The organism is Mesorhizobium sp. B2-3-5, assembly GCF_006442395.1.
Taxonomy (GTDB): Bacteria; Pseudomonadota; Alphaproteobacteria; order Rhizobiales; family Rhizobiaceae; genus Mesorhizobium.
In genome coordinates, this window is sequence record NZ_VFVX01000002.1 from 235,472 (window position 1) to 259,023 (window position 23,552).

Annotated in this window: 25 protein-coding genes; 9 read left to right on the plus strand and 16 right to left on the minus strand. The window is 62.3% G+C overall.

What is annotated here, in order from left to right; translation table 11 throughout:
* On the plus strand, nucleotides 1-1,422 hold the full coding sequence (locus FJ958_RS03970) for a D-alanyl-D-alanine carboxypeptidase (RefSeq protein WP_140739699.1): 1,422 nt from the start codon (nucleotides 1-3) through the stop codon (nucleotides 1,420-1,422).
* Between the two features lie 46 nt (nucleotides 1,423-1,468).
* On the opposite strand, the gene FJ958_RS03975 is transcribed toward FJ958_RS03970, so the two are convergent.
* The 3 genes from FJ958_RS03975 to FJ958_RS03985 form a co-directional block, all read right to left on the minus strand.
* A complete protein-coding gene (locus tag FJ958_RS03975) occupies nucleotides 1,469-2,170 on the minus strand; it encodes a DnaJ domain-containing protein (protein ID WP_140739702.1) in 702 nt (233 codons plus the stop codon).
* A 277-nt stretch (nucleotides 2,171-2,447) separates the two neighbouring features.
* Nucleotides 2,448-2,885, minus strand: a complete 438-nt coding sequence (locus tag FJ958_RS03980; RefSeq protein WP_140739705.1) for a DUF1489 family protein — start codon at nucleotides 2,883-2,885, stop codon at nucleotides 2,448-2,450.
* A 74-nt stretch (nucleotides 2,886-2,959) separates the two neighbouring features.
* Entirely contained in the window at nucleotides 2,960-4,363 is a 1,404-nt protein-coding gene (locus FJ958_RS03985; protein WP_140739708.1) for an L-serine ammonia-lyase, read from the minus strand.
* 193 nt (nucleotides 4,364-4,556) lie between these two features.
* Between FJ958_RS03985 and FJ958_RS03990 the strand changes: the two genes are divergently transcribed.
* A complete protein-coding gene (locus FJ958_RS03990; RefSeq protein WP_140739711.1) occupies nucleotides 4,557-5,252 on the plus strand; it encodes a cysteine hydrolase in 696 nt (231 codons plus the stop codon).
* Nucleotides 5,253-5,279: 27 nt separating this feature from the next.
* A complete protein-coding gene (locus FJ958_RS03995; RefSeq protein ID WP_140739714.1) occupies nucleotides 5,280-5,999 on the plus strand; it encodes a DUF599 domain-containing protein in 720 nt (239 codons plus the stop codon).
* Here FJ958_RS03995 and FJ958_RS04000 read toward each other — a convergent pair.
* The 5 genes from FJ958_RS04000 to FJ958_RS04020 form a co-directional block, all read right to left on the minus strand.
* Entirely contained in the window at nucleotides 5,972-6,769 is a 798-nt protein-coding gene (locus FJ958_RS04000) for a YdcF family protein (RefSeq protein WP_140739717.1), read from the minus strand. The genes FJ958_RS03995 and FJ958_RS04000 overlap by 28 nt on opposite strands.
* Before the next feature lie 128 nt (nucleotides 6,770-6,897).
* Nucleotides 6,898-8,463, minus strand: a complete 1,566-nt coding sequence (locus FJ958_RS04005; RefSeq protein WP_140739720.1) for an amidase family protein — start codon at nucleotides 8,461-8,463, stop codon at nucleotides 6,898-6,900.
* The gene (locus tag FJ958_RS04010; RefSeq protein WP_140607008.1) at nucleotides 8,463-8,918 is read right to left on the minus strand and encodes a GNAT family N-acetyltransferase; all 456 of its coding nucleotides are present in this window, start codon (nucleotides 8,916-8,918) and stop codon (nucleotides 8,463-8,465) included. The genes FJ958_RS04005 and FJ958_RS04010 overlap by 1 nt, the downstream gene beginning before the upstream one ends.
* Before the next feature lie 7 nt (nucleotides 8,919-8,925).
* Nucleotides 8,926-9,213: an Asp-tRNA(Asn)/Glu-tRNA(Gln) amidotransferase subunit GatC gene (gene gatC / locus FJ958_RS04015; RefSeq protein WP_140739722.1), complete on the minus strand. Its 288-nt coding sequence runs from the start codon at nucleotides 9,211-9,213 to the stop codon at nucleotides 8,926-8,928.
* A 274-nt stretch (nucleotides 9,214-9,487) separates the two neighbouring features.
* Entirely contained in the window at nucleotides 9,488-10,195 is a 708-nt protein-coding gene (locus tag FJ958_RS04020) for a metal-dependent hydrolase (RefSeq protein ID WP_140739725.1), read from the minus strand.
* A gap of 124 nt (nucleotides 10,196-10,319) precedes the next feature.
* On the opposite strand from FJ958_RS04020, the gene ruvX reads away from it, so the two are divergent.
* Nucleotides 10,320-10,826, plus strand: coding sequence for a Holliday junction resolvase RuvX (ruvX, locus tag FJ958_RS04025; protein ID WP_140739728.1), 507 nt, complete (start codon nucleotides 10,320-10,322; stop codon nucleotides 10,824-10,826).
* On the opposite strand, the gene FJ958_RS04030 is transcribed toward ruvX, so the two are convergent.
* The 3 genes from FJ958_RS04030 to FJ958_RS04040 all read right to left on the minus strand — a co-directional run bounded on the left by FJ958_RS04030 (nucleotide 10,744) and on the right by FJ958_RS04040 (nucleotide 13,430).
* Nucleotides 10,744-11,085, minus strand: coding sequence for a DUF6105 family protein (locus FJ958_RS04030; RefSeq protein WP_140739731.1), 342 nt, complete (start codon nucleotides 11,083-11,085; stop codon nucleotides 10,744-10,746). The two genes, ruvX and FJ958_RS04030, sit on opposite strands and share 83 nt — an antisense overlap.
* Nucleotides 11,085-11,633, minus strand: coding sequence for a hypothetical protein (locus FJ958_RS04035; RefSeq protein WP_140739734.1), 549 nt, complete (start codon nucleotides 11,631-11,633; stop codon nucleotides 11,085-11,087). Before FJ958_RS04035 ends, FJ958_RS04030 begins: the two co-directional genes overlap by 1 nt.
* Nucleotides 11,634-11,801: 168 nt before the next feature.
* Entirely contained in the window at nucleotides 11,802-13,430 is a 1,629-nt protein-coding gene (locus tag FJ958_RS04040) for a DNA alkylation response protein (RefSeq protein ID WP_140739737.1), read from the minus strand.
* Nucleotides 13,431-13,608: 178 nt separating this feature from the next.
* Between FJ958_RS04040 and FJ958_RS04045 the strand changes: the two genes are divergently transcribed.
* The 4 genes from FJ958_RS04045 to dprA are packed head-to-tail and all read left to right on the plus strand — an operon-like array spanning nucleotide 13,609 to nucleotide 17,647.
* On the plus strand, nucleotides 13,609-14,589 hold the full coding sequence (locus FJ958_RS04045; RefSeq protein ID WP_140739740.1) for an aspartate carbamoyltransferase catalytic subunit: 981 nt from the start codon (nucleotides 13,609-13,611) through the stop codon (nucleotides 14,587-14,589).
* The gene (locus FJ958_RS04050; protein WP_140739743.1) at nucleotides 14,586-15,872 is read left to right on the plus strand and encodes a dihydroorotase; all 1,287 of its coding nucleotides are present in this window, start codon (nucleotides 14,586-14,588) and stop codon (nucleotides 15,870-15,872) included. The genes FJ958_RS04045 and FJ958_RS04050 overlap by 4 nt, the downstream gene beginning before the upstream one ends.
* Before the next feature lie 57 nt (nucleotides 15,873-15,929).
* Nucleotides 15,930-16,517, plus strand: a complete 588-nt coding sequence (plsY, locus tag FJ958_RS04055; protein WP_140739746.1) for a glycerol-3-phosphate 1-O-acyltransferase PlsY — start codon at nucleotides 15,930-15,932, stop codon at nucleotides 16,515-16,517.
* Nucleotides 16,514-17,647 (plus strand): DNA-processing protein DprA, encoded by a 1,134-nt coding sequence (dprA, locus tag FJ958_RS04060; RefSeq protein WP_140739749.1) that lies wholly within the window; start codon nucleotides 16,514-16,516, stop codon nucleotides 17,645-17,647. Before plsY ends, dprA begins: the two co-directional genes overlap by 4 nt.
* Nucleotides 17,648-17,697: 50 nt before the next feature.
* On the opposite strand, the gene FJ958_RS04065 is transcribed toward dprA, so the two are convergent.
* Together FJ958_RS04065 and FJ958_RS04070 are read right to left on the minus strand one after the other, a co-directional pair.
* Entirely contained in the window at nucleotides 17,698-18,402 is a 705-nt protein-coding gene (locus tag FJ958_RS04065; RefSeq protein ID WP_181176273.1) for a Stf0 family sulfotransferase, read from the minus strand.
* On the minus strand, nucleotides 18,399-19,745 hold the full coding sequence (locus tag FJ958_RS04070) for a glycosyltransferase (protein ID WP_140739754.1): 1,347 nt from the start codon (nucleotides 19,743-19,745) through the stop codon (nucleotides 18,399-18,401). Before FJ958_RS04070 ends, FJ958_RS04065 begins: the two co-directional genes overlap by 4 nt.
* 210 nt (nucleotides 19,746-19,955) lie before the next feature.
* Here FJ958_RS04070 and FJ958_RS04075 point away from each other — a divergent pair, with 210 nt between their 5' ends.
* Nucleotides 19,956-20,693, plus strand: coding sequence for a hypothetical protein (locus FJ958_RS04075; protein WP_246676956.1), 738 nt, complete (start codon nucleotides 19,956-19,958; stop codon nucleotides 20,691-20,693).
* A gap of 64 nt (nucleotides 20,694-20,757) precedes the next feature.
* On the opposite strand, the gene FJ958_RS04080 is transcribed toward FJ958_RS04075, so the two are convergent.
* From FJ958_RS04080 to FJ958_RS04090, 3 genes are read right to left on the minus strand one after another with little or no spacing between them, the layout of a single operon-like run.
* Entirely contained in the window at nucleotides 20,758-20,958 is a 201-nt protein-coding gene (locus tag FJ958_RS04080; protein WP_140739758.1) for a hypothetical protein, read from the minus strand.
* Between the two features lie 21 nt (nucleotides 20,959-20,979).
* A complete protein-coding gene (otsB, locus tag FJ958_RS04085) occupies nucleotides 20,980-21,753 on the minus strand; it encodes a trehalose-phosphatase (RefSeq protein WP_140739761.1) in 774 nt (257 codons plus the stop codon).
* Nucleotides 21,753-23,522 carry a trehalose-6-phosphate synthase gene (locus FJ958_RS04090; RefSeq protein ID WP_140739764.1) on the minus strand — a complete coding sequence of 590 codons (1,770 nt, stop codon included), beginning with the start codon at nucleotides 23,520-23,522 and terminating at the stop codon, nucleotides 21,753-21,755. Before FJ958_RS04090 ends, otsB begins: the two co-directional genes overlap by 1 nt.
* Nucleotides 23,523-23,552: the final 30 nt, after the last annotated feature.

Genomic DNA, 23,552 nt, shown 5'->3' on the forward strand with positions numbered 1-23,552 from the left:
GTGCGTCAGGCGTTGTCGGGCATCGTTTCCAAATCCACATCTCCCCTCAAAACGATCATGATCATCGCCATGGCTATGACGTTTGTCGTTGCCGGCGCAGCCTCGTCCTTGGCGGCGAGGTCGTCCGCCATAGTGGTCGACGCCAAGACCGGCAAGGTGCTCTATTCAGCCGATGCCAACGGCCGCCGCTACCCGGCCTCGCTCACCAAGATGATGACGCTTTATCTGACGTTCGAAGCGATGGCGGCGGGCAAGATCGGCAAGAACTCGCCAGTCGTGTTTTCCGCCAAGGCCTCCGCGGAGGCGCCGACGAAGCTCGGTGTGAAGCCGGGCGGTTCGGTCACGGTCGAGACCGCCATCCTGTCGATAGTCACCAAGTCGGCCAACGACTCGGCGACAGCACTCGGCGAAATGTTGGGCGGCAACGAAATCAATTTCGCCCGCATGATGACCGCCAAGGCGCGTCAGCTCGGCATGAACGGCACCGTTTTCCGCAACGCCAACGGCCTGCCCGATCCGGGTCAGTTCACCACGGCGCGCGACATGGCCACGCTCGGCATCGCGCTCAGGGAGCATTTCCCGCAATATTACGGCTATTTCTCGCAGCGGTCCTTTCTCTACGGCCGCCAGCGCATCAACGGCCACAACCGTCTGCTCGGACGCATCAAGGGCGTCGACGGCATCAAGACCGGCTATACCCGTGCCTCCGGCTTCAATCTCGTCTCGTCCGTGTCCGACGGCAACCGCCGCCTTGTCGCCGTTGTGATGGGCGGCACCTCGGGCGGCAGCCGCGACAACCAGATGGCGAGCCTGATCCATACCTATATGCCGAGGGCCTCGACCCGCGGCGATGGTGATCTGGTTGCCAAGGCCGACAGCAATCCGGTCAAGGCAATTGCCAAAGTCCTCCTGCCCAAGCACGACGCCCCGACTCCGGACGACAAACCGGTGGCGGTGGCCAGCGCGGATGACGCCGCTGCCGAGGACGCGACGGTCGACCAGGATGAAGACAATGCCGACAGCGCTGCCGAGGCCGAGACTCCCAAACTCGTCGTCCCGGCAAAGAAGGTGAAGACGGTCATAGTCTCCAGCCCGAAGGTCGCCACGGCACAGGTGGTGGCCGCCTATGCCGAGCCGGCCCCTGCCGTCGATCCGGTCAGCACCGCGTCGGTACCGTCGGGCTGGGCGATCCAGGTCGCCTCTTCGCCGAAACAATCCGAAGCCCAGGCATTCCTCGACAAGACCACCAAGCAAGCGCCCAAGGTGCTGGCCGATGCTTCCGGCTTCACCGTCGCCTTCGACAAGGATGGCGAGACCTACTACCGCGCCCGTTTCGGCGGTTTCGACTCGAAGGATGCCGCCTGGAAGGCCTGCACCGCTTTGAAGAAGAAGAAAATCGCCTGCTACGCCGTCCAGCAATAGGACGGCGTGCAAGCAATCTCCCGGAAAATTTCTGCGTCGAAGGAGACTAGTTGTGATTGGAGAGCAAGACGTCCTTGGCTTCGTTAATCCGCGCCGCCAGGAAAGACGTGCCGCCGACATCGGGGTGCAGGCGCTGCATCAGGCGGCGGTGCGCCTTGCGGACATCCGCCGCGGCGGCCCCCGCTTCAAGACCAAGGACCTTGTAGGCCTCCTCCTTAGTCATGGCGCCCGGACCTGGCGCAACACCCAGCCCTTCGCCACCGTTCGTCTCAGTGTTTTTGCGCCAGACGGGAAATCTGCCGTCAAGATACGTCTCTAGCAACTGGCGGCTCTCCGCATCGCCGGAGAGTTCGCGGTAGAGATGCTGCAATTCCGAAAGACCCATTGCGCCAAGCATCTTGCCGTCGTGGCGGCCGGCCAGAACCAGTCCTTCGAGGCCGCCCGTATTGTGATCGAGTTCCATCTCGAGCGCTGCCGTCCGCACCGTCGAGCGTCTACCAGGAGTTGGTTTGGTATTTGGTCGGGTTTTGCGTGTGGCCGCATACCAGCCGATTGCCGCGAACAGGATGATGCCGCCGATGCCCTGGCGCCCGACCAGGAGCACGGCGCCCCCCACGACCGCCAGCAGGATTGGGCCTAATGTTCTCGTCCCGTTCGCCAGACGGGCCGGATCCGCGTGAAGAAAGGCCATGGCTACGCTCAGCAGCACCAGCAGCAATACGACCAGAACGATAATTGCGCCTAACATTTCCCACCGCCCCGCGGATGCCCTGTCCACCTGGACAGCCGCGTGATGCCTTTCAACACCTTTTCTGCGCCGGAATCATGGCCTTCACCCGGACAGGAGGAGGACCGCCTTGCGGGCTGATTCTCCAACGCCGCGGCCTTTGTCGACCTCGACAGCTCTTCATCGCGCATGAATTTCAAGATGTGGCGTTGCCGCGCCGCTTGCAAGTCCAGCGCGAGGCAAGATTGAGGGCCAGAAAAGGCCCGCGCACGAACTGGCGACGCTTCCGCGCGATGACCTACAGCAAGCCGAGATCGGCGAGTTCACGCCTGAGTTTCGGCGGCATCTCGACCAACCCGGCCTTGCCCTTGCCCAGATCTGCCGGTGCGTCCGAAGGCTTCAGATAGCGCCAGCCCTGGAAAGCCCGGCGCGGCTGCCAGTCTGTGCGCACGACTTGCGGGTCGAGAACCAGGTGACAGCGGCCGATGCCCTCATCATCGGTGAAGGGCCGGATCTCGGTGATCAGCTGGCGGCATTGGACACTGCCCTTGATAACCCAGTAGAGCGAGCCGCCATCGGTGACCTCTCCGGCACGTGTCGGCATCATGCGGGTCGTGTGCCAGTGTTCGACCGCTTCGCCGGCCCGGCGCCGTTCGTCGAGGCGGAATGCAATCCATTCCTCGAGATCCTCGACGCTGTCGCAGCCGACGCGCAGTTTCAGGAGATTGAGAGCCATCCCCGAAGATTTAATCGGGCGCACCAACGCGTCAACGGCCTGAACAAGTTCTCCACAGTGCCAGACGCGGTCGTTCAGCACTCCACGACATTGACCGCCAGGCCGCCAAGGCTGGTCTCCTTGTACTTCTCGTTCATGTCGAGGCCGGTCTGGCGCATGGTCTCGATCGCTGCGTCGAGCGGTACGAAATGGACGCCGTCACCCTTGATCGCCAGCGACGCGGCCGTCACCGCCTTCACCGCGCCCAGCGCATTGCGCTCGATGCATGGCACCTGCACCAGTCCGCCGACCGGATCGCAGGTCATGCCAAGATGGTGTTCGAGAGCGATCTCGGCGGCGTTCTCGACCTGCTCGGGCGTGCCGCCCATGACGGCGCACAGGCCGGCCGCCGCCATTGCCGAGGCGGAGCCCACCTCGCCCTGACAGCCGACCTCGGCGCCGGAGATCGACGCATTGGATTTGATGATGCCGCCGACAGCGGCGGCCGTCAGCAGGAAGTCGCGGATGCTTGGCTGGTCGGCCTCGGGATGGAAATGCAGCCAGTAGCGCAGCACCGCGGGCAGCGTGCCCGCCGCACCGTTGGTCGGCGCGGTGACGACGCGGCCGCCTGCGGCATTCTCCTCGTTGACCGCCATCGCATAGATCGACAGCCAGTCATTGGCGAGCAAGGGATTCGGCCGGTTCTGCTGCCACTGCTCCTGCAACTTGTCGTGGAGCTGTCTGGCGCGGCGCCGCACCTTCAGCCCGCCCGGCATGACGCCGTCCTGCGACAGACCACGGTCGATGCAGCCCTTCATGGCACTCCAGATGGCGTCGAGACCGGCGTCGAGCTCCTCGCGCGACATCTGAGTTTCCTCGTTGACGCGTTTCATGTCGGCAATCGAAAGGCCGCTCTTGGCCGCCATCTTCAGCATTTCGGCCGCATTCTTGAAGGGATACGGCACTTTCTTGCCTTCTGTCGTCACCGACCCCTTGGCCTTCATCCGCTGCAACTCTTCTTCCGAGACCACGAAGCCGCCGCCGATCGAATAGTAGATGCGCTTGAGCAGCAGGCGGCCGTCCGCGTCGTAGGCATAGAACGCCATGCCATTGGCATGGCCGGTGAGCGGCGTCTTGCGGTCGAGCACCAGATCGGTGGCTGGGTCGAAACGGTAGGAGGGATGGCCGGGCGGTGAGACCAGCTTGTCGGCGGTGATGCGGCTGACGATTTCGTCGGCCTGGTCAGGGTCGACCGTTTGCGGGGTCTGGCCGGCGAGGCCAAGGATGACGGCGCGGTCGCTGCCATGGCCGATGCCGGTATAGGCGAGCGAGCCATGCAGGCTGGCGCCGATGCGGGCAATTTTGGCGCCGGCGGGCCGCGGCCAGTCATCCCCCGCGACCTCGTCGAGAAACCGCCGCGCGGCCGTCATCGGCCCCATCGTGTGCGAACTGGAGGGGCCGATGCCGATCTTGAACAGGTCGAAAACCGAAAGGAACACGCTGTCTCCTGAGTCACGTCGAGGACTACATATAGGAATTCTCCGGATGTTTCCGCTCTTTTGGCAATCGCGGCGCAGCATCTGCCGACTTTGTTTGCTCCGGCAGCGACATTGATTGCCGGAGGATTAGGGCGCGGCTATTCTGCACGTCGCGCATCAATGCGATTTTTTGCGGTTGCCCAGGGGGATTATGATGCTTGTGTTGGATGCCAGGCCGAAGCCGGTGCATATCGATCCCGCCCGGACAGCGGTCGTCGTCGTGGACATGCAGAACGCGTTTGCCTCGGCGGGCGGCATGTTCGACTTGGCAGGCATGGACATTTCAGGCGCTGCCCCGGCGATCGAAGCAAGCAGGCGCCTGCTTGCGGCCGCCCGCCGAAACGGCATGCCGGTGGTCTATCTCCAGATGTCATACCGGCCCGACCTCAGTGACGCGGGAGACCCCTCCTCGCCGAACTACCAGAAGGAATTGGGGATGGTGCTGATGCGCGAGCGCCCGGAGCTTCGCGGCAAGCTGCTGATAGACGACAGTTGGGATTGGCGGATCGTCGACGCCCTGAGGCCCGAGCCAGGCGACGAGGTCATCCGCAAATCGCGCTACAGCGGCTTTTGCAGGACCGGCCTGGAAACATACCTGCGCGCCCGGAAAATCCGCTACCTCCTGTTCACCGGGGTCGCCACCAACATATGCGTCGATGCAACCGCGCGCGACGCCTACATGCTGGAGTTCTGGCCCATCCTGGTCGAGGACGCGATCAACCATTCGGGTCCGGACTTCAATCGCCAGTCGACATTGTGGAATTTCGAGAACGCCTTGGGATGGGTCACCAGCACTGACAAAGTCATCAAGGCCTTGCAGAAGGAAGCCGCCGAACCCTTGCCGACCTGAGCCAGCCAAAGCAGGGTACAAGAGAGCATGGGCGATTCCTCCTACCTGTCGACGGCCGACCTCGCGGCGCTCGGCTTTTTCCTCCTGGCTTGGGTGCTGCACACGCTTGCTTCCGACGGCAGGTTGATCAGCCGCATGTCACTGACGACGGCGATGAATGCGCAGCGCGAAGCCTGGATGCGCACCATGGCCGAGCGCGAGATCCGCATCGTCGACACCGCCATCATGAGCGGCCTGCAGCAGGGAACCGCCTTCTTCGCCTCCAGTTCGCTGATCGCGCTCGGCGGCTGCTTTGCCTTGCTCGGCGCCTCCGACCGGGTGCTTGAGGTGCTAAGCAACCTGCCGCTCGGCAGCGCGCCGTCACGCTCGGCTTTTCAGATCAAGGTGCTCGGGCTGGTGCTGATCCTGGCTTTTTCCTTCTTCAAATTCGGCTGGGCCTACCGGCTGTTCAACTATTGCTCGATCTTGATCGGCGCCGTGCCGATCCCGCATGGCGAAGCCTCGCGCAACCCGATCACCGAAACGGCTGTCTGGCGCGCGACGCAGATGAACATGCTGGCCGGCAAGCATTTCAACTCCGGCCTGCGCGGCGTGTTCTTCTCGATCGGCTATCTCGGCTGGTTCGTCGATCCGCTGGTGTTCGTGTTGTCGACGCTTCTGCTGCTGGCCGTGCTCGTGCGGCGCCAGTTCTTCTCGGCGGCCAGGCGCGCCGTCATCGGTCAGCCGCCCGGCGCCGGAAAGGGCTGATCGATACGGCCGGAAAGCCAATAGGCGAAAAGCCCTGTCCATTCGCGGATCGCCATGGTCGTGTTCTGCAATGAATCGGCGGCGTTGTCGCGAAACAGGCCGACGCCTTCCTTGCCCGAGGTACGATAGTCGACCGGCCATGGGATGGTTGGAAAACCGGCCTTGTCGAACAATGCCTTGGCCCGGGGCATGTGGAAGGCGGAGGTCACCAGCAGCCAGGTCTCGCCCGGCTTCGGATCGACCAGTTTGCGGCTGAAGACCGCATTTTCATAGGTGTTGCGGGACTTGTCCTCGAGGACGAGGCGATCGGCCGAGACACCCAGCGGGCCGAGCAGGCGGGGCGCGGTGTCGGCGTCGCCCTCGCCATCAAGGAAAAGTGAGCCGTTTCCGCCTGATACAACCACCTTGGCCTGCGGGAAGCGCCGGGCCAGGATCGCGGTCTCGACCATGCGATCGCCGCTGGTGCTCAGTTCATATCCACCGCGCACGAGATTGATGGCGCCTTCGAAGCCGCCGCCGAGCACGACAATGCCGTCCACCTTCTCCGGTAGCGGCGGCCGTGGAAAGCGTTCCTCCGGCGGATTGAGCATCATGGCGCCAAGAGAGGTCCAGGCCGACAAGGCGAGGATCAGGAAGGCGAGCACGCTGCTGGTGCCTGCAAGCCGCCGGCGGCCGAAAAGCGCCGCGAGCACGCCTGCCAGCAGCAGGAAGATGGCAAGGTTGAGCGGCTGGATGAAGAACCAGAAGACCTTGGAAAGATAGAAGAACATCGCTCACCCCATTACAGCGCCGCGCGTGCTTGGGCGCGCAAAGGACGCTGTAAACTTTGATTCTGCGCATGATCCTTTCCGAAAATCGATTCCGGTATTCGGGGTCATGCGCTGGCCGGGCGATACCCTTACCACCACTTCTCCGGCTGGAATGTGCCGGCCGCCTGTTCGATGACAGCCGCCGTCTGGAAAAGCGTTTCTTCCTCAAACGGCCTGCCGATCAGCTGCAGGCCGAGCGGCAGCCCCTTGGGGTCGAGACCGGCGGGCACGGCGATGCCCGGCAGGCCGGCCATGTTCACGGTGACCGTGAAAATGTCGTTGAGATACATCTTGACCGGATCGGACGCCATGTCCTCGTCGGCGATGCCGAAGGCGGCGGACGGCGTTGCTGGCGTCAGGATGACGTCGACCCCGGCGGCGAAGACATTTTCGAAGTCGCGCTTGATGAGGTTGCGCACCTTCTGCGCCTGCAGATAGTAGGCGTCGTAATAGCCGGCCGAGAGCACATAAGTGCCGATCATGATGCGGCGCTTGACCTCGCGGCCGAAGCCCGCGGCGCGGGTCTTCTCATACATCTCGACGATGTCCTTGCCCGGCACGCGCAGGCCATAGCGGACGCCGTCATAGCGCGCCAGGTTTGACGATGCCTCCGCGGGCGCCACGATGTAATAGGCGGGCAGAGCGTATTTGGTATGCGGCAGGGAAATGTCGACGATCTCGGCGCCGGCCTCTTTAAGCCAGGCAATGCCCTTCTGCCACAGCGCCTCGATCTCTTCGGGCATGCCGTCGACGCGATACTCCCTGGGAATGCCGACCTTCATGCCCCTGATCGGCTTGCCGATCGCCGCCTCGTAGTCCGGCACCGGCCGGTCGACGGAAGTGGTGTCCTTTGGATCGACGGAGGCCATCGACTTGAGCAGGATCGCGGCGTCGCGCACGTCACGGGCGATCGGGCCGGCCTGGTCGAGCGAAGAAGCGAAGGCGACGATGCCCCAGCGCGAGCAGCGGCCATAGGTCGGCTTGATGCCGACCGTGCCGGTGAAGGCGGCCGGCTGGCGGATCGAGCCGCCGGTGTCCGTCGCCGTGGCGCCGGCACACAGGAAGGCAGAGACGGCGGTCGCCGAACCACCGGAAGAACCGCCCGGCACCAGCTGCGCATTGTCCAGGCTGCGCTGGGTTTTCGTGCCACCGGCCGATACGAAGCCGCCATCGCCCTGATGCGTCGTCGGCATCACCACCGTGTCGAGGCGCGAACGCCGCCACGGATTGACGACTGGGCCATAGTAGGAGGTCTCGTTGGACGAGCCCATGGCGAACTCATCCATGTTGAGCTTGCCGAGCATCACCGCGCCGTCGGCCCAAAGATTTGCCGTGACGGTCGATTCGTAGCGCGGCTTGAAGCCGTCGAGCACGTGGCTGCAGGCCTGGGTATGGACACCGTCGGTGCCGAACAGGTCCTTGATCCCCAACGGAATGCCTTCCAGCGCCCCGCCCTCGCCCTTGACCAGCCTGGCATCGGACGCCTTGGCCATGTCGCGCGCCTTGTCGCCGGTGACCGCGACATAAGCATTGAGCGCCGGATTGGCGCGATCGATCGCGGAGAGATAAGCCTCGGTGATCTCGGTCGCGGTGATTTCCTTGCCGCGCAGCTTGGCGCGGGCCTGCGAAATCGTCAGTCGGGTCAGGTCGCTCATCAAAGGCTCTTTTCGTAAAATACCGACCACTCGGAATCGGGATAATCCAGCACCGGGCCGCAGCGCGAGAACCCGGCACGTTCGTATACGGTCCATGCGGCGGGGTGGCGATCACCCGTCTCCAGCACCAGCCGCTTCAGCCCTTCATCGCGCGCCAGCGCCTCCACCCGCTCAACGATCCTGGCGCCGATCTTCTGGCCGCGATGCGAAGGCCGCGTGTACATGCGCTTGACTTCACCAATGCCGTCGCCATGGCGTTTCAGCGCACCGCATCCGATGGCGACGCCCCTATCGCGGGCGATGAAAACGGTCGTGTCCTGGCCTGCCATCTGCTCGACTGTCAGGTGGTAGCAATGCTCCGGCGGCGTCAATTCGAGCAGGGTTTCATTGAGTTCCCTGACCAGGCCGCGCACGTCGTCCTGCAACGGCGTCTCGATGGCGATCTCGATTGCCATCGGCGCGTTACTCCACGACCTTCGGCACGAGGAAGAAGTTTTCTTCGGCCGCCGGTGCGTTGGCGACGATGTCGACCGCCTTGTTGCCGTCAGTGACGACGTCCCTGCGCTTCTTCATCTCCATCGGGGTCACCGAGGTCATCGGTTCGACACCGGAAACATCGACCTCGTTCAATTGCTCGACGAAGCCCAGTATGGCGTTCAATTCGCCGGTCATGCGTTCGGCATCTTCCTCGCTCACCGCGATGCGGGCGAGATGCGCGACGCGCTTCACTGTCTTGAGATCAACGGACATGTATTTGCCTCGGGGAAAACCAGTCCGGGCTATAGCGGCGCGGCACGCGGTGCGCAACATGCATCATGCGAAGCCTGGGCCGGCGTGCCGCAGGCATCCTCCTCCATGGCGAATCGAAACCGTTTAGCCTCTGTCCGCACTCATCGGTATCGTGATGGACCGAGATGGTCAGCCGCGCATCAGGGAGCGGCTGCAAGGATAGCCGGCAGCGGAGGACGGCGATCAAAAAAGCCTCCGCTGACGATCTCCAGCTGCCATTGCGCGCTGGCTTTTTCTAGATCGTAATCGTCTCGCCGATCTTCGGCAAAGCGACCTTGACGCCGGATCCTTCCATGCCGGTCTCGAATTTCTCGGCGGTCGGATCGATCATCGGAAAGGTGCCGAAGTGGCAAGGGACGACCGTCTCGAACTTGAAGAAGCGGCGGCAGGCAAGCGCCGCCACCGCGCCACCCATGGTGAAACGGTCACCGACCGGCACGATGCCGATCTTCGGCTCATGCAATTCATTGATCAGCGCCATATCGGAAAAGATGTCAGTATCGCCCATGTGGTAGAGCGTGCTGTCCTCGGGGAAATGCAGAACCAGCCCGCCGGGATTGCCGAGATAGACGTTCTTGCCGCCTTCTTCGCCAAACGAGGAGGAGTGCAGCGCCTGGACGAACGTGGTGGTGAAGCCGCCGCAATCGACCGTGCCGCCGATATTGCCGGGATTGATCTTCTTGTCGCTGACGCCCTTCCCGACCAGATACATGCAGATCTCGAAATTGGCGACCAACTGAGCGCCGCTCTTGCCGAGTACTTCCAGCGCGCCGCTGATGTGGTCGCTGTGCCCGTGCGTCAAAAGGACATGCGTGATCCCCTCCGCCGGCCCTTCCCAGCCGCCCGTCCAGGACGGGTTGCCGACCAGATAGGGGTCGATGAGGATCTTGGCGTCGCCGGCTTCGATGCGGAAAGCCGAGTGGCCGTACCAGGTCAGTTTCATGGATGCATTCCTCGATTTTTGCCGGGCCACAGGATAGAACGCCGATAGCCCCGAGATCAAAGGGTATAGTGCCTGCCGCGCGTTAGGAAAGACGCAGACCGCTGAAAAAGACGAGGGAAAACCGTTGGCTGTCATCACAATTGAGCAATTGCCGGCACGGCTCGTCGACGGCAGGACGCTGGCGGGGCTCGATCTCGGCGACAAGACGATCGGCGTCGCGGTTTCCGACCGGGGTTTCTCCTTCGCTCATCCACGCCCGGTCATCGTGCGAAAGAAGTTCTCGCTCGATGCCGCGGCCTTGCTGGCTTTGCTGGAGAAGGAGAACGTCGGCGCGGTAGCGATTGGACTGCCGATCAACATGGATGGGTCCGAAGGTCCGCGCGCGCAGAAATCGCGCGCCTTCGTGCGCAACATGGCCCAGCTGAGCGACCTGCCCTTCGTGTTCTGGGATGAGCGACTGTCGACGGTCGCGGCCGAAAGGACGTTGATCGAAATGGATTTCTCGCGCGCCAAACGCGCCGGCAAGATCGATTCGGCCGCGGCGGCCTTTATTCTGCAGGGAGTTCTGGACCGGCTTCAGTCACTCGATGCAGCCGCTCGAACGGAGCCTGATCCGTGGTCCGCCCCTTGATCCAGCCCCAGATTTCGCGACGGCGGCGGAACGCCCACAGCGCCATCAGCAGAAGTCCGTCGAAGATGCACGTCTTCGCCACCATTCCGGGGATGATCGACGGGTCGATGCCCAGCATCTGACCGTAGAGCTGGAAGAAGAAGTCGTGCGTGTGCCGGGTGAACATGACGTAGCCGAAATTGATGTCGTTGGCCGACAGATAGAACCAGCCCCAGAAAATCGCCATCGGGCCCGCCCACATCGCGAAGATGTAGCGCATCAGCGGCCTCCCTTCCCGTTCGGGCCGACCCGGCCAGATATCAGGGAGAGCAGCGAACTATGGGCGGCGGCCTTCGCCATGCCGTGCGCCGTGGCGCGGAAATCGGCATCATCCGACACCGCTGCCGAGCGCCGCTCGGCGAGCATCGCGACATAGGAGGCCAGGAGTGCGGCCAGTTGCACGGCCACCACCATGAAAAGGCCGTTGATGCCTTGGGCAGCGCCGCCGATCAGGATCATCGACAACACACCGGAAGCCGAGATGAAGGCTATGCGAACAACGCTGTCCGCGCCCGGGCTGGCCGTGTCGTTGATCAGCGTGTCGACAAAGGCCCAGAAGAACAGCACCGACACGACCAGCAATGCGATCGCCAGCGGCGCGACCACGACGACGTTCTCCAGATTGACGAAGCGAGCGCTCTCAATGCTCACGCCGAGCACGCCCAGAGCTGCCGCCACGCCCCGGTTTCCATCGATGCAGATCAGCGCGAGCAGGGCGAAAACGATCGCCCAGTGCACGGACAAGAAAGACGTCAATACGTGTCGCATCGTGATTCCTGCTTCGACAGGAATGACAGTGGGCTTTGCGCTTCGCCGCCGCAACGGAAACCATTTGTTAAGGTTAACGGCAACGCGCCTCGGATCAGAATGCCGATGGCACCCCTAAAGGATGGCACCCCTAAAGATGGATGGCACCGTCCTTGGACGGCGTCTGGTTCAGGTCAACGGCGGATAGAGCGTATCGATGATCATGCGGGCGTCGTGGCGCGAATCGAGCATGCCATAGGTGTTGCGCCACTGGCCGGCCAGGCGGGTCTCGACAAAGGCATCGGCAATCCGCCCTGCCCCCAGCCTCCGCAGTTCCGCCGCCGCCGCCGACAGCGCCAGTTGTTCCGTCAGCAGTCGGGCCGAGCCCTCGTCGGTTGCGGCGACCTGCATCGCCGCCTTCAGCACACCGATCGTGCCACGCCCACCGGCGCCGAGGTCACGGTCGATGCCGGCCAGCACCTCCTCGAACAGGCCAGGCGCGCGGCCGAGCACGCGCAGCACGTCGAGCGCCATGACATTGCCCGACCCTTCCCAAATGGCGTTCACCGGAGCCTCGCGATAGTAGCGGGCGAGCGGCGCTTCCTCGACATAGCCATTGCCGCCAAGGCACTCCATCGCCTCGTAGAGCAACGGTGGCGCGATCTTGCACACCCAGTATTTGACGACCGGCGTCATGGCGCGGGCAAACGCCGCCTCGCCGCGGTCGCTCGCCGCCTCGTCGAAGGAACGCGCCAGCCTGAACGACAGTGCCGTGGCGGCAGCGACATCCAACGCCATGTCAGCCAGCACGCGCTGCATCAACGGCTGTTCGATTAGATTGGCGCCGAACACCTGGCGATGGCGGACATGATGAACCGCCTCGGCCAGCCCCGCCCGCATGATCGCCGAAGACGCCACCGCGCAGTCGAGCCGCGTCAGCGTCACCATGTCCATGATCGTCTTCACGCCGGCGCCGGGTTCGCCGACCATCTCGCCGATGGCGTTGACGAACTCGACCTCGGAAGATGCGTTGGAGCGGTTGCCGAGCTTGTCCTTGAGGCGCTGGAAGCGGAAGCCGTTGCCCGACCCGTCGCCGAGGACGCGCGGCACGAGGAAGCATGACAGCCCCTCCAGCGCCTGCGCCAGCACCAGGAAGGCGTCGGACATCGGCGCAGACATGAACCATTTGTGCCCGGTCAGGCGGTAGAAACCGCTGCCGACGCGCTCGGCCCTGGAAACATTGGCGCGCACATCCGTGCCGCCCTGCTTCTCGGTCATGCCCATGCCAAGCGTCAGCCCGGTCTTCTCGACCGGCGGCTTTTGGCTCTGGTCATATTTGCGCGTCGTCACGCGCGGCGCCCATTCGCGAAACAGTTTCGGGCTGGCCATCAGCGCCGCCAGCGAGGCGCTGGTCATGGTGATGGGGCAGAGGTGCCCAGTCTCGAGTTCGGCGGTCAGGTAGAAACGGGCGGCCCTCACCTGATGGCGGCGGCCGATCTCGGCGTCGCCATTTTCCCAGACCGAAGAATGCAACCCGTTCGCCACCGAGCGGCGCATCAAGGCGTGGTAGGCCGGATGGAATTCGACCAGGTCGATGCGCCGTCCCTGGCGATCATGCGTCCTGAGTTTCGGCGTCTCGACATTGGCCAGGCGCGCCAGTTCCTGCGCTTCCTGCGTCAAGACGAAACGGCCGAGCCCATCGAGGTCCTTGCGTACCGGATCGGAAAAGCGCTCGGCAAGCTGGATCAGCAACGGATCGCCTCGCCAGGCGTTGCCGCCCGTCAACGGCGGCGGCTGGTTCGTTACGTCGTCGGTCACGCCCAATCCTTCTATCGGTAGAAAGGCCCCTATTGCCGGAAAGCCACGAATCCGAAGCCATCGGCTAGATATAGCCCAAGCGTTGGCGGGCGCGCGACGAAAATACCGGGGAGAATGGCGCCAATCGAAAGCGGGCGCTTGCGGGCACGAAATCCGCACCCTATAGCAGCCCCTTGAGATGACCGACGCTTCGTCCCTGCCACTCTATCCCCACCGCCATCTTCTGGGCATCAGCGATCTTTCGCCTGGAGACATCGAACTGTTGCTCGACAGGGCGGATCGGGCGGTCGCGATCTCGCGCCAATCCGAAAAAAAGACCTCGACGCTGCGCGGCCGCACCCAGATCAATCTCTTTTACGAAGCCTCGACCCGCACGCAGTCCTCGTTCGAGCTGGCCGGGAAGCGGCTCGGCGCCGATGTCATGAACATGTCGGTGGCGAGTTCCTCGGTGAAGAAGGGCGAGACGCTCATCGACACCGCCATGACGCTGAATGCCATGCGGCCCGATATCTTGATCATCCGCCACCAGTCGGCGGGTGCCGCGGCCCTTCTGGCGCAGAAGGTAGGCTGCTCGGTGGTCAATGCCGGCGACGGCGCGCATGAGCATCCGACGCAGGCGTTGCTCGACGCGTTGACCATCCGCCGCGCCAAGGGCCCGCTGTCGAAGCTGATCGTGGCGATCTGCGGCGACATCCTGCATTCGCGCGTGGCGCGTTCCAATATCATGCTGCTTAACGCGCTCGGCGCGCAGGTGCGGGTCGTCGCGCCTTCGACGCTTTTGCCCTCCGGTATCGACAGAATGGGCGTGATCGTGTCGCGTTCGATGGCCGAAGGCCTCAGGGATGCCGACGTGGTGATGATGCTGCGCCTGCAGCGTGAGCGGATGGAAGGCGCCTTCGTACCGTCGGTGCGCGAATATTTCCGCTATTTCGGCCTCGATGCCGAAAAGCTGAAAGCCGCCAAGGACGACGCGCTGGTGATGCATCCCGGCCCGATGAACCGTGGCGTCGAGATCGCCTCGGAAATCGCCGACGGCCCGCAAAGCGTCATTCAGGAACAGGTGGAAATGGGTGTCGCCGTGCGCATGGCGGTGATGGAAGCGCTGCTCGACCCCCGTCGTAATCAAGAGGGCCGCAACCATGAGGGCCGCGGCGCATGAGCACGACGGTCTTTGAGCGCGCCCGCATCGTCGACCCTTCGCGCGGCATGGACGAAGTCGGCTCCGTCATTGTCGACGGCAGGAAAATCGTTGCCGCCGGCAAGGCGGCGCTGAACCAGGGCGCGCCCGATGGGGCCGCGCTGATCGACTGTGCCGGCAAGGCGATCATTCCCGGCCTTGTCGATGGCCGCGTCTTCATCGGCGAACCCGGCGGCGAGCATCGCGAAACCATTGCGTCGGCAAGTGTCGCGGCGGCCGCCGGTGGCATCACCTCCATCGTCATGATGCCCGATACCGACCCGGTGATCGATAATGTGGCGCTGGTCGAGTTCGTGCTGCGCACCGCCAAGGATACGGCGGTCGTCAACATCTTCCCGGCGGCGGCCATCACCAAGGGCCTCGACGGGCGCGAGATGACCGAATTCGGGCTGCTGCGCGAAGCCGGCGCCGTCGCCTTCACCGATGGCCGCCACACCATCTCGAGCGCGCTGGTGATGCGCCGCGCGCTGACCTATGCGCGCGACTTCGGCGCCACGATCGTGCATGAGACGCAGGATGCAGATCTTGCCTCGTCCGGGGTGATGAATGAGGGCCTTTACGCGAGTTGGCTCGGCCTTTCCGGCATTCCCCGTGAAGCCGAATCCATTCCGCTCGAGCGCGACCTGGCGCTGGCTCGGTTGACACGCGGCTCCTACCACGCGGCCAAGATCTCGACGGCTATGGCGGCGGGATCGGTGGCGCGGGCGAAGGCCGACGGCGCGACGGTTACATCAGGCGTCTCGATCCACAATCTGTCGCTCAATGAAAACGATGTCGGCGAATATCGTACCTTCTTCCGGCTGACGCCGCCGCTGCGCGCCGAGGAAGATCGCTTGGCGATGATCGAAGCGATCAGGGACGGCACGGTCGATATCATCGTCTCCTCGCACGATCCGCAGGATGTCGACACCAAGCGCCTGCCCTTCGCCGACGCGGCAGCCGGCGCCATCGGGCTGGAGACGTTGCTCGGCGCCGCCTTGCGGCTCTACCACAATGGCGACGTGCCATTGCTGCGGCTGGTCGAAACGCTCTCCACCGCGCCTGCAAGGCTGTTCGGCCTGCCCGGCGGCACGCTGAAGCCGGGGGCTGTCGCCGACCTCGCCCTTGTCGATCTCGATGAACCCTGGATCGTCAGCGAAAGCGGCATTCGTTCACGCTCGAAAAACACCTGCTTCGAAGGTGCGCGCCTGCAAGGCAAGGTCTTGCAAACGCTGGTCGCGGGCCGCACAGTGTTCTCGGCATAGACCGGACGCGCCAGTCGCGTCTGATCAAGTTGGCCAGGGGGAAATGCGGGGGAAACAATGACTTACGGCCTGATCCTGGCATTGGTATTCGGTTACCTTCTGGGCTCGATTCCCTTCGGCCTGTTGCTGACGCGAGCCGCCGGCCTGGGGGACGTGCGCAATATCGGCTCCGGCAATATCGGCGCCACCAACGTGCTGCGCACCGGCAACAAGGGACTTGCCGCCGCGACCTTGCTGCTCGATGCGCTGAAGGGCACGGCCGCCGTGCTGATAGTTGCTCATTTCGCGCCTGAAACAGCGGTCTGGGCCGGCCTTGGCGCCTTTCTCGGCCACCTCTTCCCGGCATGGCTGGGCTTCAGCGGCGGCAAGGGCGTCGCCACCTATCTCGGCGTGCTGATCGGCCTTGCATGGCAGGTGGCGCTGGTCTTCGCCGTCGTCTGGCTAGTGACGGCTTTTCTGTTCCGCTTTTCGTCGCTTGCGGCATTGACGGCTGCTGTCGTTGTACCGATCGCCCTCTACTTTCTGAGCACACCACAGATTGCCACTCTGTTCGTGGTGATGAGCATCGTCGTCCTTATCAAGCATCGCGCCAACATTTCACGCCTGCTTGCCGGCACAGAGGGCAAGATCGGAGCCAAGGGATGAGCGAGCCGGTCGCCGGTCCGCGCCTCAGCGACCGGCAGCGGCTGAGCTGGCTGCGGCTGATCCGCACCCAGAATGTCGGCCCTGCTTCCTTCCGGGACCTGATCAACCGCTTCGGGTCGGCCGAAGTCGCGCTTCAAATGCTGCCGGAACTGATGATTTCCGGTGGCGCCAACCGGATGGTCCGCATCCCTTCCGTTGCCGAGGCAGAAGCCGAACTGGAAGCAGCCCGGCGCAATGGGGCACGCTTTGTCGGCATCGGTGAGGCCGATTATCCCCCGCTGTTGCGCAGCATGGACCATCCGCCACCGCTGCTGGCGGTCAAGGGCAATGCCGCCGTGTTCCGGTTACCAGGCGTAGCCATCGTCGGCGCGCGCAACGCATCGCTGGCTGGCATCAAGATGGCGCGCATGCTGGCGGCCGACCTTGGGCGCGATGGATATGGGATCATCTCCGGCCTGGCACGCGGCATCGACACAGCGGCACATCAGGGCAGCCTGTCGACCGGCACGATCGGTGTGCTGGCCGGAGGCCTTGACCTGCCCTACCCGCCGGAAAATGCCGGCCTGTGCGAGGAAATCGCCGAACATGGCGCGGTCATCTCCGAGATGCCATTCGGCTGGCAGCCGCGTGCGCAGGATTTCCCGCGCCGCAATCGCCTCGTCGCGGGTGCCGCCCTTGGGCTGGTGGTGATCGAGGCGGCGCAGCGGTCGGGATCCCTGATCAGCGCCAGGCTTGCCGGCGAAATGGGCCGCCTGGTCTTTGCCGTGCCCGGCTCTCCGCTCGATCCGCGTGCAGCCGGCACGAACGGCCTGCTCAAGGACGGCGCCACGCTGGTCACCGAAGCATCGGATATTTCCAGGGCAATCGCGCCGTTGACCGGCATGAGGGCACCTGATGTGCCGCCGTTCGAGGACCCGCCCGATTTTTCGGCCACACCGCCGCCTGGTGAGAGCGACCGCGCAGAGGTAATCGAAGCGCTCGGCCCGACGCCGGTGTCGGTCGACGAGATCATCCGTCACACCGGCCTCCACCCGGCCCAGGTTTTCATGGTGCTTCTGGAACTCGATCTCGCCGGCCGGCTCGAACGTCATGCGGGCGGCCATGTTTCACTGGTTTTCGGGGATCCCTGAAGCCGTGCCGTTCTGCGAAACCTCCAGTACTCTTGTGACGGCTCTAGGCATTACACGATATCCAATATATTTCGATTGCCGCGTTCCATCTTGAAGCGATCGGCCCATTCTTGGCTGATCAAATCTCGCTGTTTCTGGATCACGACCCTGCTGAAATCTTGCGTGGGTTGCAATTTGACACCCATCATATTGGCCACTTCGCTGACCGCATCTAGCGGGTCGGCGACGAGTGGCTCGTATTCGATTCTCAGGGGCTGTATTCCAGTTCGCGCATAAAACATCTCCCAACGCGCCCTTTCCCGAACCAGGGCATCGAGTTGCCTCTGAATCAGTTCGGGATCAAAAACCGCTGTTTGGTTTGGCGGTTGCGTCGATCGGTACTGCCCTGTTTGGATGGCTTTCGCCCAAGATACCGCCTGCTGGAGAAGGTCTCGTCTGGAAAGATACACAAAGTGAAGATTCGGAAGCGCATCGGTCCAGTCGATTTCGCCTGAAATCCAATCATGCTGGTGCGCAAAGATTTTCAGGCCATAAATGCGATTGGATGTCGCGCCCATGGTGAGAATTTTCTCGATCTGACCGCTCACACGTTCCGGAAAGTTTGGATGATCAAAAAATCGACGAGCCCTCCAATTGAAGTATTCAAGTGGATGCCCGAGCGCCCCGGTGCTACTGAGATGCTGACAAAAGAAGTTGCTTCCCGACCTTGGCGACGTACAAATTGCATAACCTCGAATTCCGTTCGTTATTTTCAAATTTTTCCTCGCGCCTTGAGAAGTATTTTTCGAAGAAACAAGGGAAGCAGGCCGTTGTACAGCAGCTTTACCTTGCTTACGAATTCCGCAATGATTTCCAAACTATGCTCGATTCGAGATAATCTTTCCAAGGTAACTTGGCTTACGGTAACGAGCGAAACGGAAGCATCAGAGACCGAATGGATTTGGGCAGTATCAAGTCTAATCGTATTGATCTGGCCACCAAGGTCCGTCCACGCCACAGCACTCCTCTTTAGGATTTCCGTATTTGATCGCAGTAATTCCAGCAAGGCGGTCTGACGGAGTGGATCCGCCACCCCGTGCAGCTCCTTGGCAATCTGGAACCATTTGCGATGCGTAGCTGAAACGCCGATTTCTTCGATCCAGCAGGCTGTAGCGAGCGATCGTTCGTCCGCGGTCGTGGCGCCATGTTCCTGGATAGCCTGATTATAAATTCGAAGATGTTCCTCGACAAAGTAGGCCACACCTGCAACCTTCCGAAAATAAATGCAAACGGCTGCCGCATCGTCGGCGTCGAATTTCGAGATCGCTTGCAAAAGGTTGTCAACAGTGGTCGGCCTGGTCAGAAGACCGACGCCGAGGTTCATACGCCGCCATGCTGTCATGTTTTCCGTGTCAAGCAGGCCGGCGAAGCCACGAGCGTCGCAAACCACAACCGAGCATCCGACGGCGGCCGCCTCGATGGCCATGCGGGCGGTCGCAAACACGATATCGTATTGCGGCAAATCCTTTTCGAGCTGATATGAATACCGGCCTGTGGCAGGCCCCAGCTCATCAAGCTGAATGCCGCTTTTGGCGCAGGCTTCACGCACCGCCTGCTGGTGCTCGAAATTCTTGGTCAGCAACAGCCCCCGCTTCGGCCTCGCGGGCAGAGAAGGTCTTTGCCTGAAACGTTCGAGGTCGACCGCGTTGAAGACGAGATCCAGTTTGTCTGCCGGCACACCGCGCGACAGGCACCTTACCTTGCACGCCTCGTCGACCGCGATCCAGCGGCGGATCTGAGGGTGAGGCATTGGAGTTTCGACCTCGAAGACGGCACTGTGACATGAAAAGACGGCTGGCACGTCAGGAAACCTTGCCAGCGCGGTCAGGCATGGGGTCAGGTGCTGGGCGTGGATTACATCGGGCCTTTCGACGATCTCGGCGATCCGGTCCACGACCTGGTGTCCACGGATGCGGAGTCTATCAGCCATGTCGCCAAGCGTTGGCGCGAGCAGCATGGTTTGGTGACCCGCGCCGCGAAGTCCGTCGGCCAGCAATTCGACAACGGATTCGGAGCCGCTGTTTTGCGACACCGACAGGTTGGTAATGAGTATCCGCAAAGGCTGCCTCCTTGCCTGTTTTGCGTTGGCGACGAAGACAACAGGTGCTAGCTAGGCAGCGTTTCTTAGTTCGAAGCTGTCGACCAAACAAGTTTCCATGTGGCACCAGCGCGGTGCCTACGCCAGTCATTGCATGGGATTCTGGCGCAGCGTGTTTCAGCGATATCCACGGGGTGGGATCGCGCGCCGAAGCTTGAGTGGAGCGATGCCGTGCCTGAAAAGTTGCAACATGTGCTAATCCTCGCACATCCGGGACATGAGCTTAGAATCCACCACTGGCTTGAGCTCAACAGGCCGCGAATCTACCTTCTCACGGATGGCTCGGGCGGACGCAACGCGGCTCGAACCCAGTTCTCACGTGAGGTGGTGGACGCCGCCGGCGCGACCGCCGGAGCGATCTTTGGAGAAACTCCTGACGCCGCGTGGTACAAGGCGTTGTTGAGCACGGATACGGGCTTCTTTGCCGACGTGCTCAGGAGAATCCGGCTCGATTTGATGGATTGTCAGGACGTTCAAGTCGTTTCCGACGCAGTTGACGGCTACAATCCAATCCACGATCTGGCCCACGTATTTGGCAATGTCCTCAATGTCTGGCTGCGCGGTGCGAGACCGGGTCGCAAGCACCTTTGTTCCGCTGCGGTTCCCAACGTGCCTGGCGTTGTCGAGGTGGAAATTCAACTGGATGCTGCTGCCCGCGCCAGAAAGATAGCTGCAGTGCAAGCCTATACGCCACTTGCCGATGAAGCCCGCCAGATTCTGGATCGCGATCCTCAATGTTTCGACAGGGAGATTCTCATCGCGCAGAATTTCGATTGGAACACCCACTGGACGCCTGAATGGGAGCGGATAGGCAAGGAGCGGGTGGCGAGAAAGCTTTACGAGAGATCCATCACCTATCGAGAAAATGTGCAGCCGATTGCGCAGCAGCTGATGTCTGAAGTGGTCTGATAGCGGCCGGAAACGGAAACACCAGTGAGTGCATCGCGCTGATTTCGAAAGATCGGACGAGACGTCAGTGCTTCCCCCTGCTCTCTTCCTCGGTCTCGGCATAGTCGGATGTATTCGCACCGAACAGATCTTTCTCCACCACCTTGCGCCACACCGCGTCGGCGTCTTCGGAACGCGGTGGCTCGAAAGTGGCGCCCGATTTGTGTGAGCGGCGGCGAAGCCAGTTCGGGATGATTTCCTGAATCAGGCTGGTGAACTGAGCCATCGATCAACTCCTGCAAACTGCTTAGGGTTGGACCGTCGCGCGGAATCTGCCTAGGCACAGAGTGTCCAACCAGGCAAGAACCTCGCCGACGTCGGCCAGTTTGTGGCGCGCCGCGGTTTGGCCTTGCGGTTTAATACGGATCGATATGCCGTTCATCTCATTGACGGTTTCGAATCCGTTCTCATCGGATGTGTCGTCGCCAAGAAACACCGGGCATCGTTCCTTGAAAGCTGGCTCCGCCATGAAGCGCCTGATCGCCGCTCCTTTGGCCGCCTCCAGCGGCATCAGCTCGACCCCTGCATTGCCAGCCAGCACCCGATATCCCGCGGGCAGCCTCTCCAATGCCTGTTCGACCAACTGTGTCGCACGCTGAAGCAAGTGCGGCGCCGCGCGTGTATGAATGGCCAGGATCGGTCCCTTGCGTTCGATATAGACATCAGCGCTGGCCAGTTCCGCTTCGATTTCTCCGGCAAGTGCTGCAATGTCGGCCCGCTCGCCCGCCGCCTCGACCGGACCGTCACGAGCGAGCCTGTGCTCGAGACCGTAAAGCCCGGCGGCGCGCAATCGAAGGGGCTGAAAGAGATGGTCGACAGCGGCAATCGACCGTCCCGTGATAAACGCCAACGCTCCGTCCAATTGCGTTTCAAGTCTTGCCAACAGCATGCGCAACGCGTCATTGACGACCACTGCGTCAGGATGCGCGGCATGTTCAAGAAGCGTGCCGTCGATGTCCAGGAACAAGGCCCATGGCCCTTGGGGAACGTCAGGCGCGGGCAGGTTCGGAAGTATCGACATCACAGAGCCGCCACCCGCTTGCGGTCGAGCAACGATATCACGTTACGTGGAGCCACCGGAGCGGCACCGACGGCGCGATCGATTTCAATACGTTTGCGCAAGCGCGCGGCGTCGAGCAGCATGCTGCCTGCCCATCGATAGACATTGTTGTCGCGAACGACCTCACGCATACGCTGCATGCGCTGGCGCTGCTCCTCTTGCGACATGGTCAAAGCCTGAAGCAAGACGTCGCCCATCATCGCCGCGTCGTAGGGATTGACGATCAGCGCCTCAAGCAACTCCTTGGAAGCTCCAGCGAACATACTGAGCAGCAGGACACCCTGTTCGTCGTCGCGCGCCGCGACAAATTCCTTCGCGACCAGGTTCATGCCGTCATGCAGGCTTGTGACCATGCAAACATCAGCGGCGCGATAGAGCTCGTAGACCTGTTGTTGTGAGTGGTGTTCCGTCACCATCACGACGGGCGTGTAACCCTCGCGACCATAGCGCTGGTTGAGATCCTCTGCCTGACGCAGGCACTCTTCATGCAACTGCTGATAAGCAGGCAAGCTTCCGCGGCTGGGCGCGGCGATCTGCAGGAACGCCACCTTGCCGATCCATTCGGGATGGAGTTTCAACAGTTCATCGAGCGCGTTGAAGCGATCAAGGATACCCTTGGTGTAGTCGAGACGTTCAACGCCCACGCACAGTCTGATATTTTCAGCCAGTCCGAATCTCTCACGAACACGCTGGCGGCATTGTGCCACGTCAGGCAATTTGCCGAGTTGCACCGGTGGCCATTCGATCGAAATCGGATACGCGTGAACCAGGCTGACCTGGCCACCGTAGGAGATGGCCGAATCCTCCCGCTCGATCCTGCTCTCGAGGAAGCGGTCGACACTGTCGATGAAGTTGTTGCAATGGAACTGGGTGTGAAAGCCGACAATTGAACTGCCGAGCAGGCCTTCGAGAATCTTCTCGCGCCACGGGCAGATGCTGAACACCTCCGAATTCGGCCATGGAATGTGCCAGAAGGTGATGATGATCGCCTCCGGCAGGCGCTCCCGGATCATCCGCGGCAACAACGCGAAATGGTAGTCCTGGACCAGCACTATGGGCCGCTCGTTGCGGGCTTCCGCGACAACGGTGTCGGCGAATTTGCGGTTGACCGCCTCGTAGGACTCCCAATCAGAGGCGCGGAATATTGGCCGGGTGAAGGCGATATGGCACAGCGGCCAGAGGCCCTCATTGGCAAAGCCGAGATAATAGCCTTGCTGTTCTTCCTCGCTGAGCCACACACGACGCAATGTGTAGGAAGGGTTTTCCGGCGGTACCTCGACCCTGTCATTTTTGTCGACCACAAGCGTGTCGGCCGACCCACCGCCATAGGCGATCCACGTGCCTGCACAGGCACGGGTAATCGGCTCCAGGGCAGAGACAAGGCCGCTGGCGGGTACGACCAACTGTATGTCCTCTCCCTTGCGGTTGTGGATATACGGCTCCCGATTTGACACGACGATCACCTGGGCATCGGGAAGTTCCGTCGCCAATATGTGACGTAGCGTTTCGGGTGACCACTGCACCAGCGCGGCGGCGGCGGACTGCCCATTCTTCGCGAATTCCGGCAAGGGACCGCGAGCCGGCTCAACCGCCACGGCGGCAAGCTTCCTGCCCCTCTTCGCCCGCAACGTCATGGTCGCCCGCGCGATGATCAGGATGCCGACAGCTACAAGGACAAGGAGCCACAAAGCGGATGAAGGAGCGACCAGGTACGAAGTGTTGTCGGGCATTTGAAGTCGATTACCTTTTAATGGGATGCC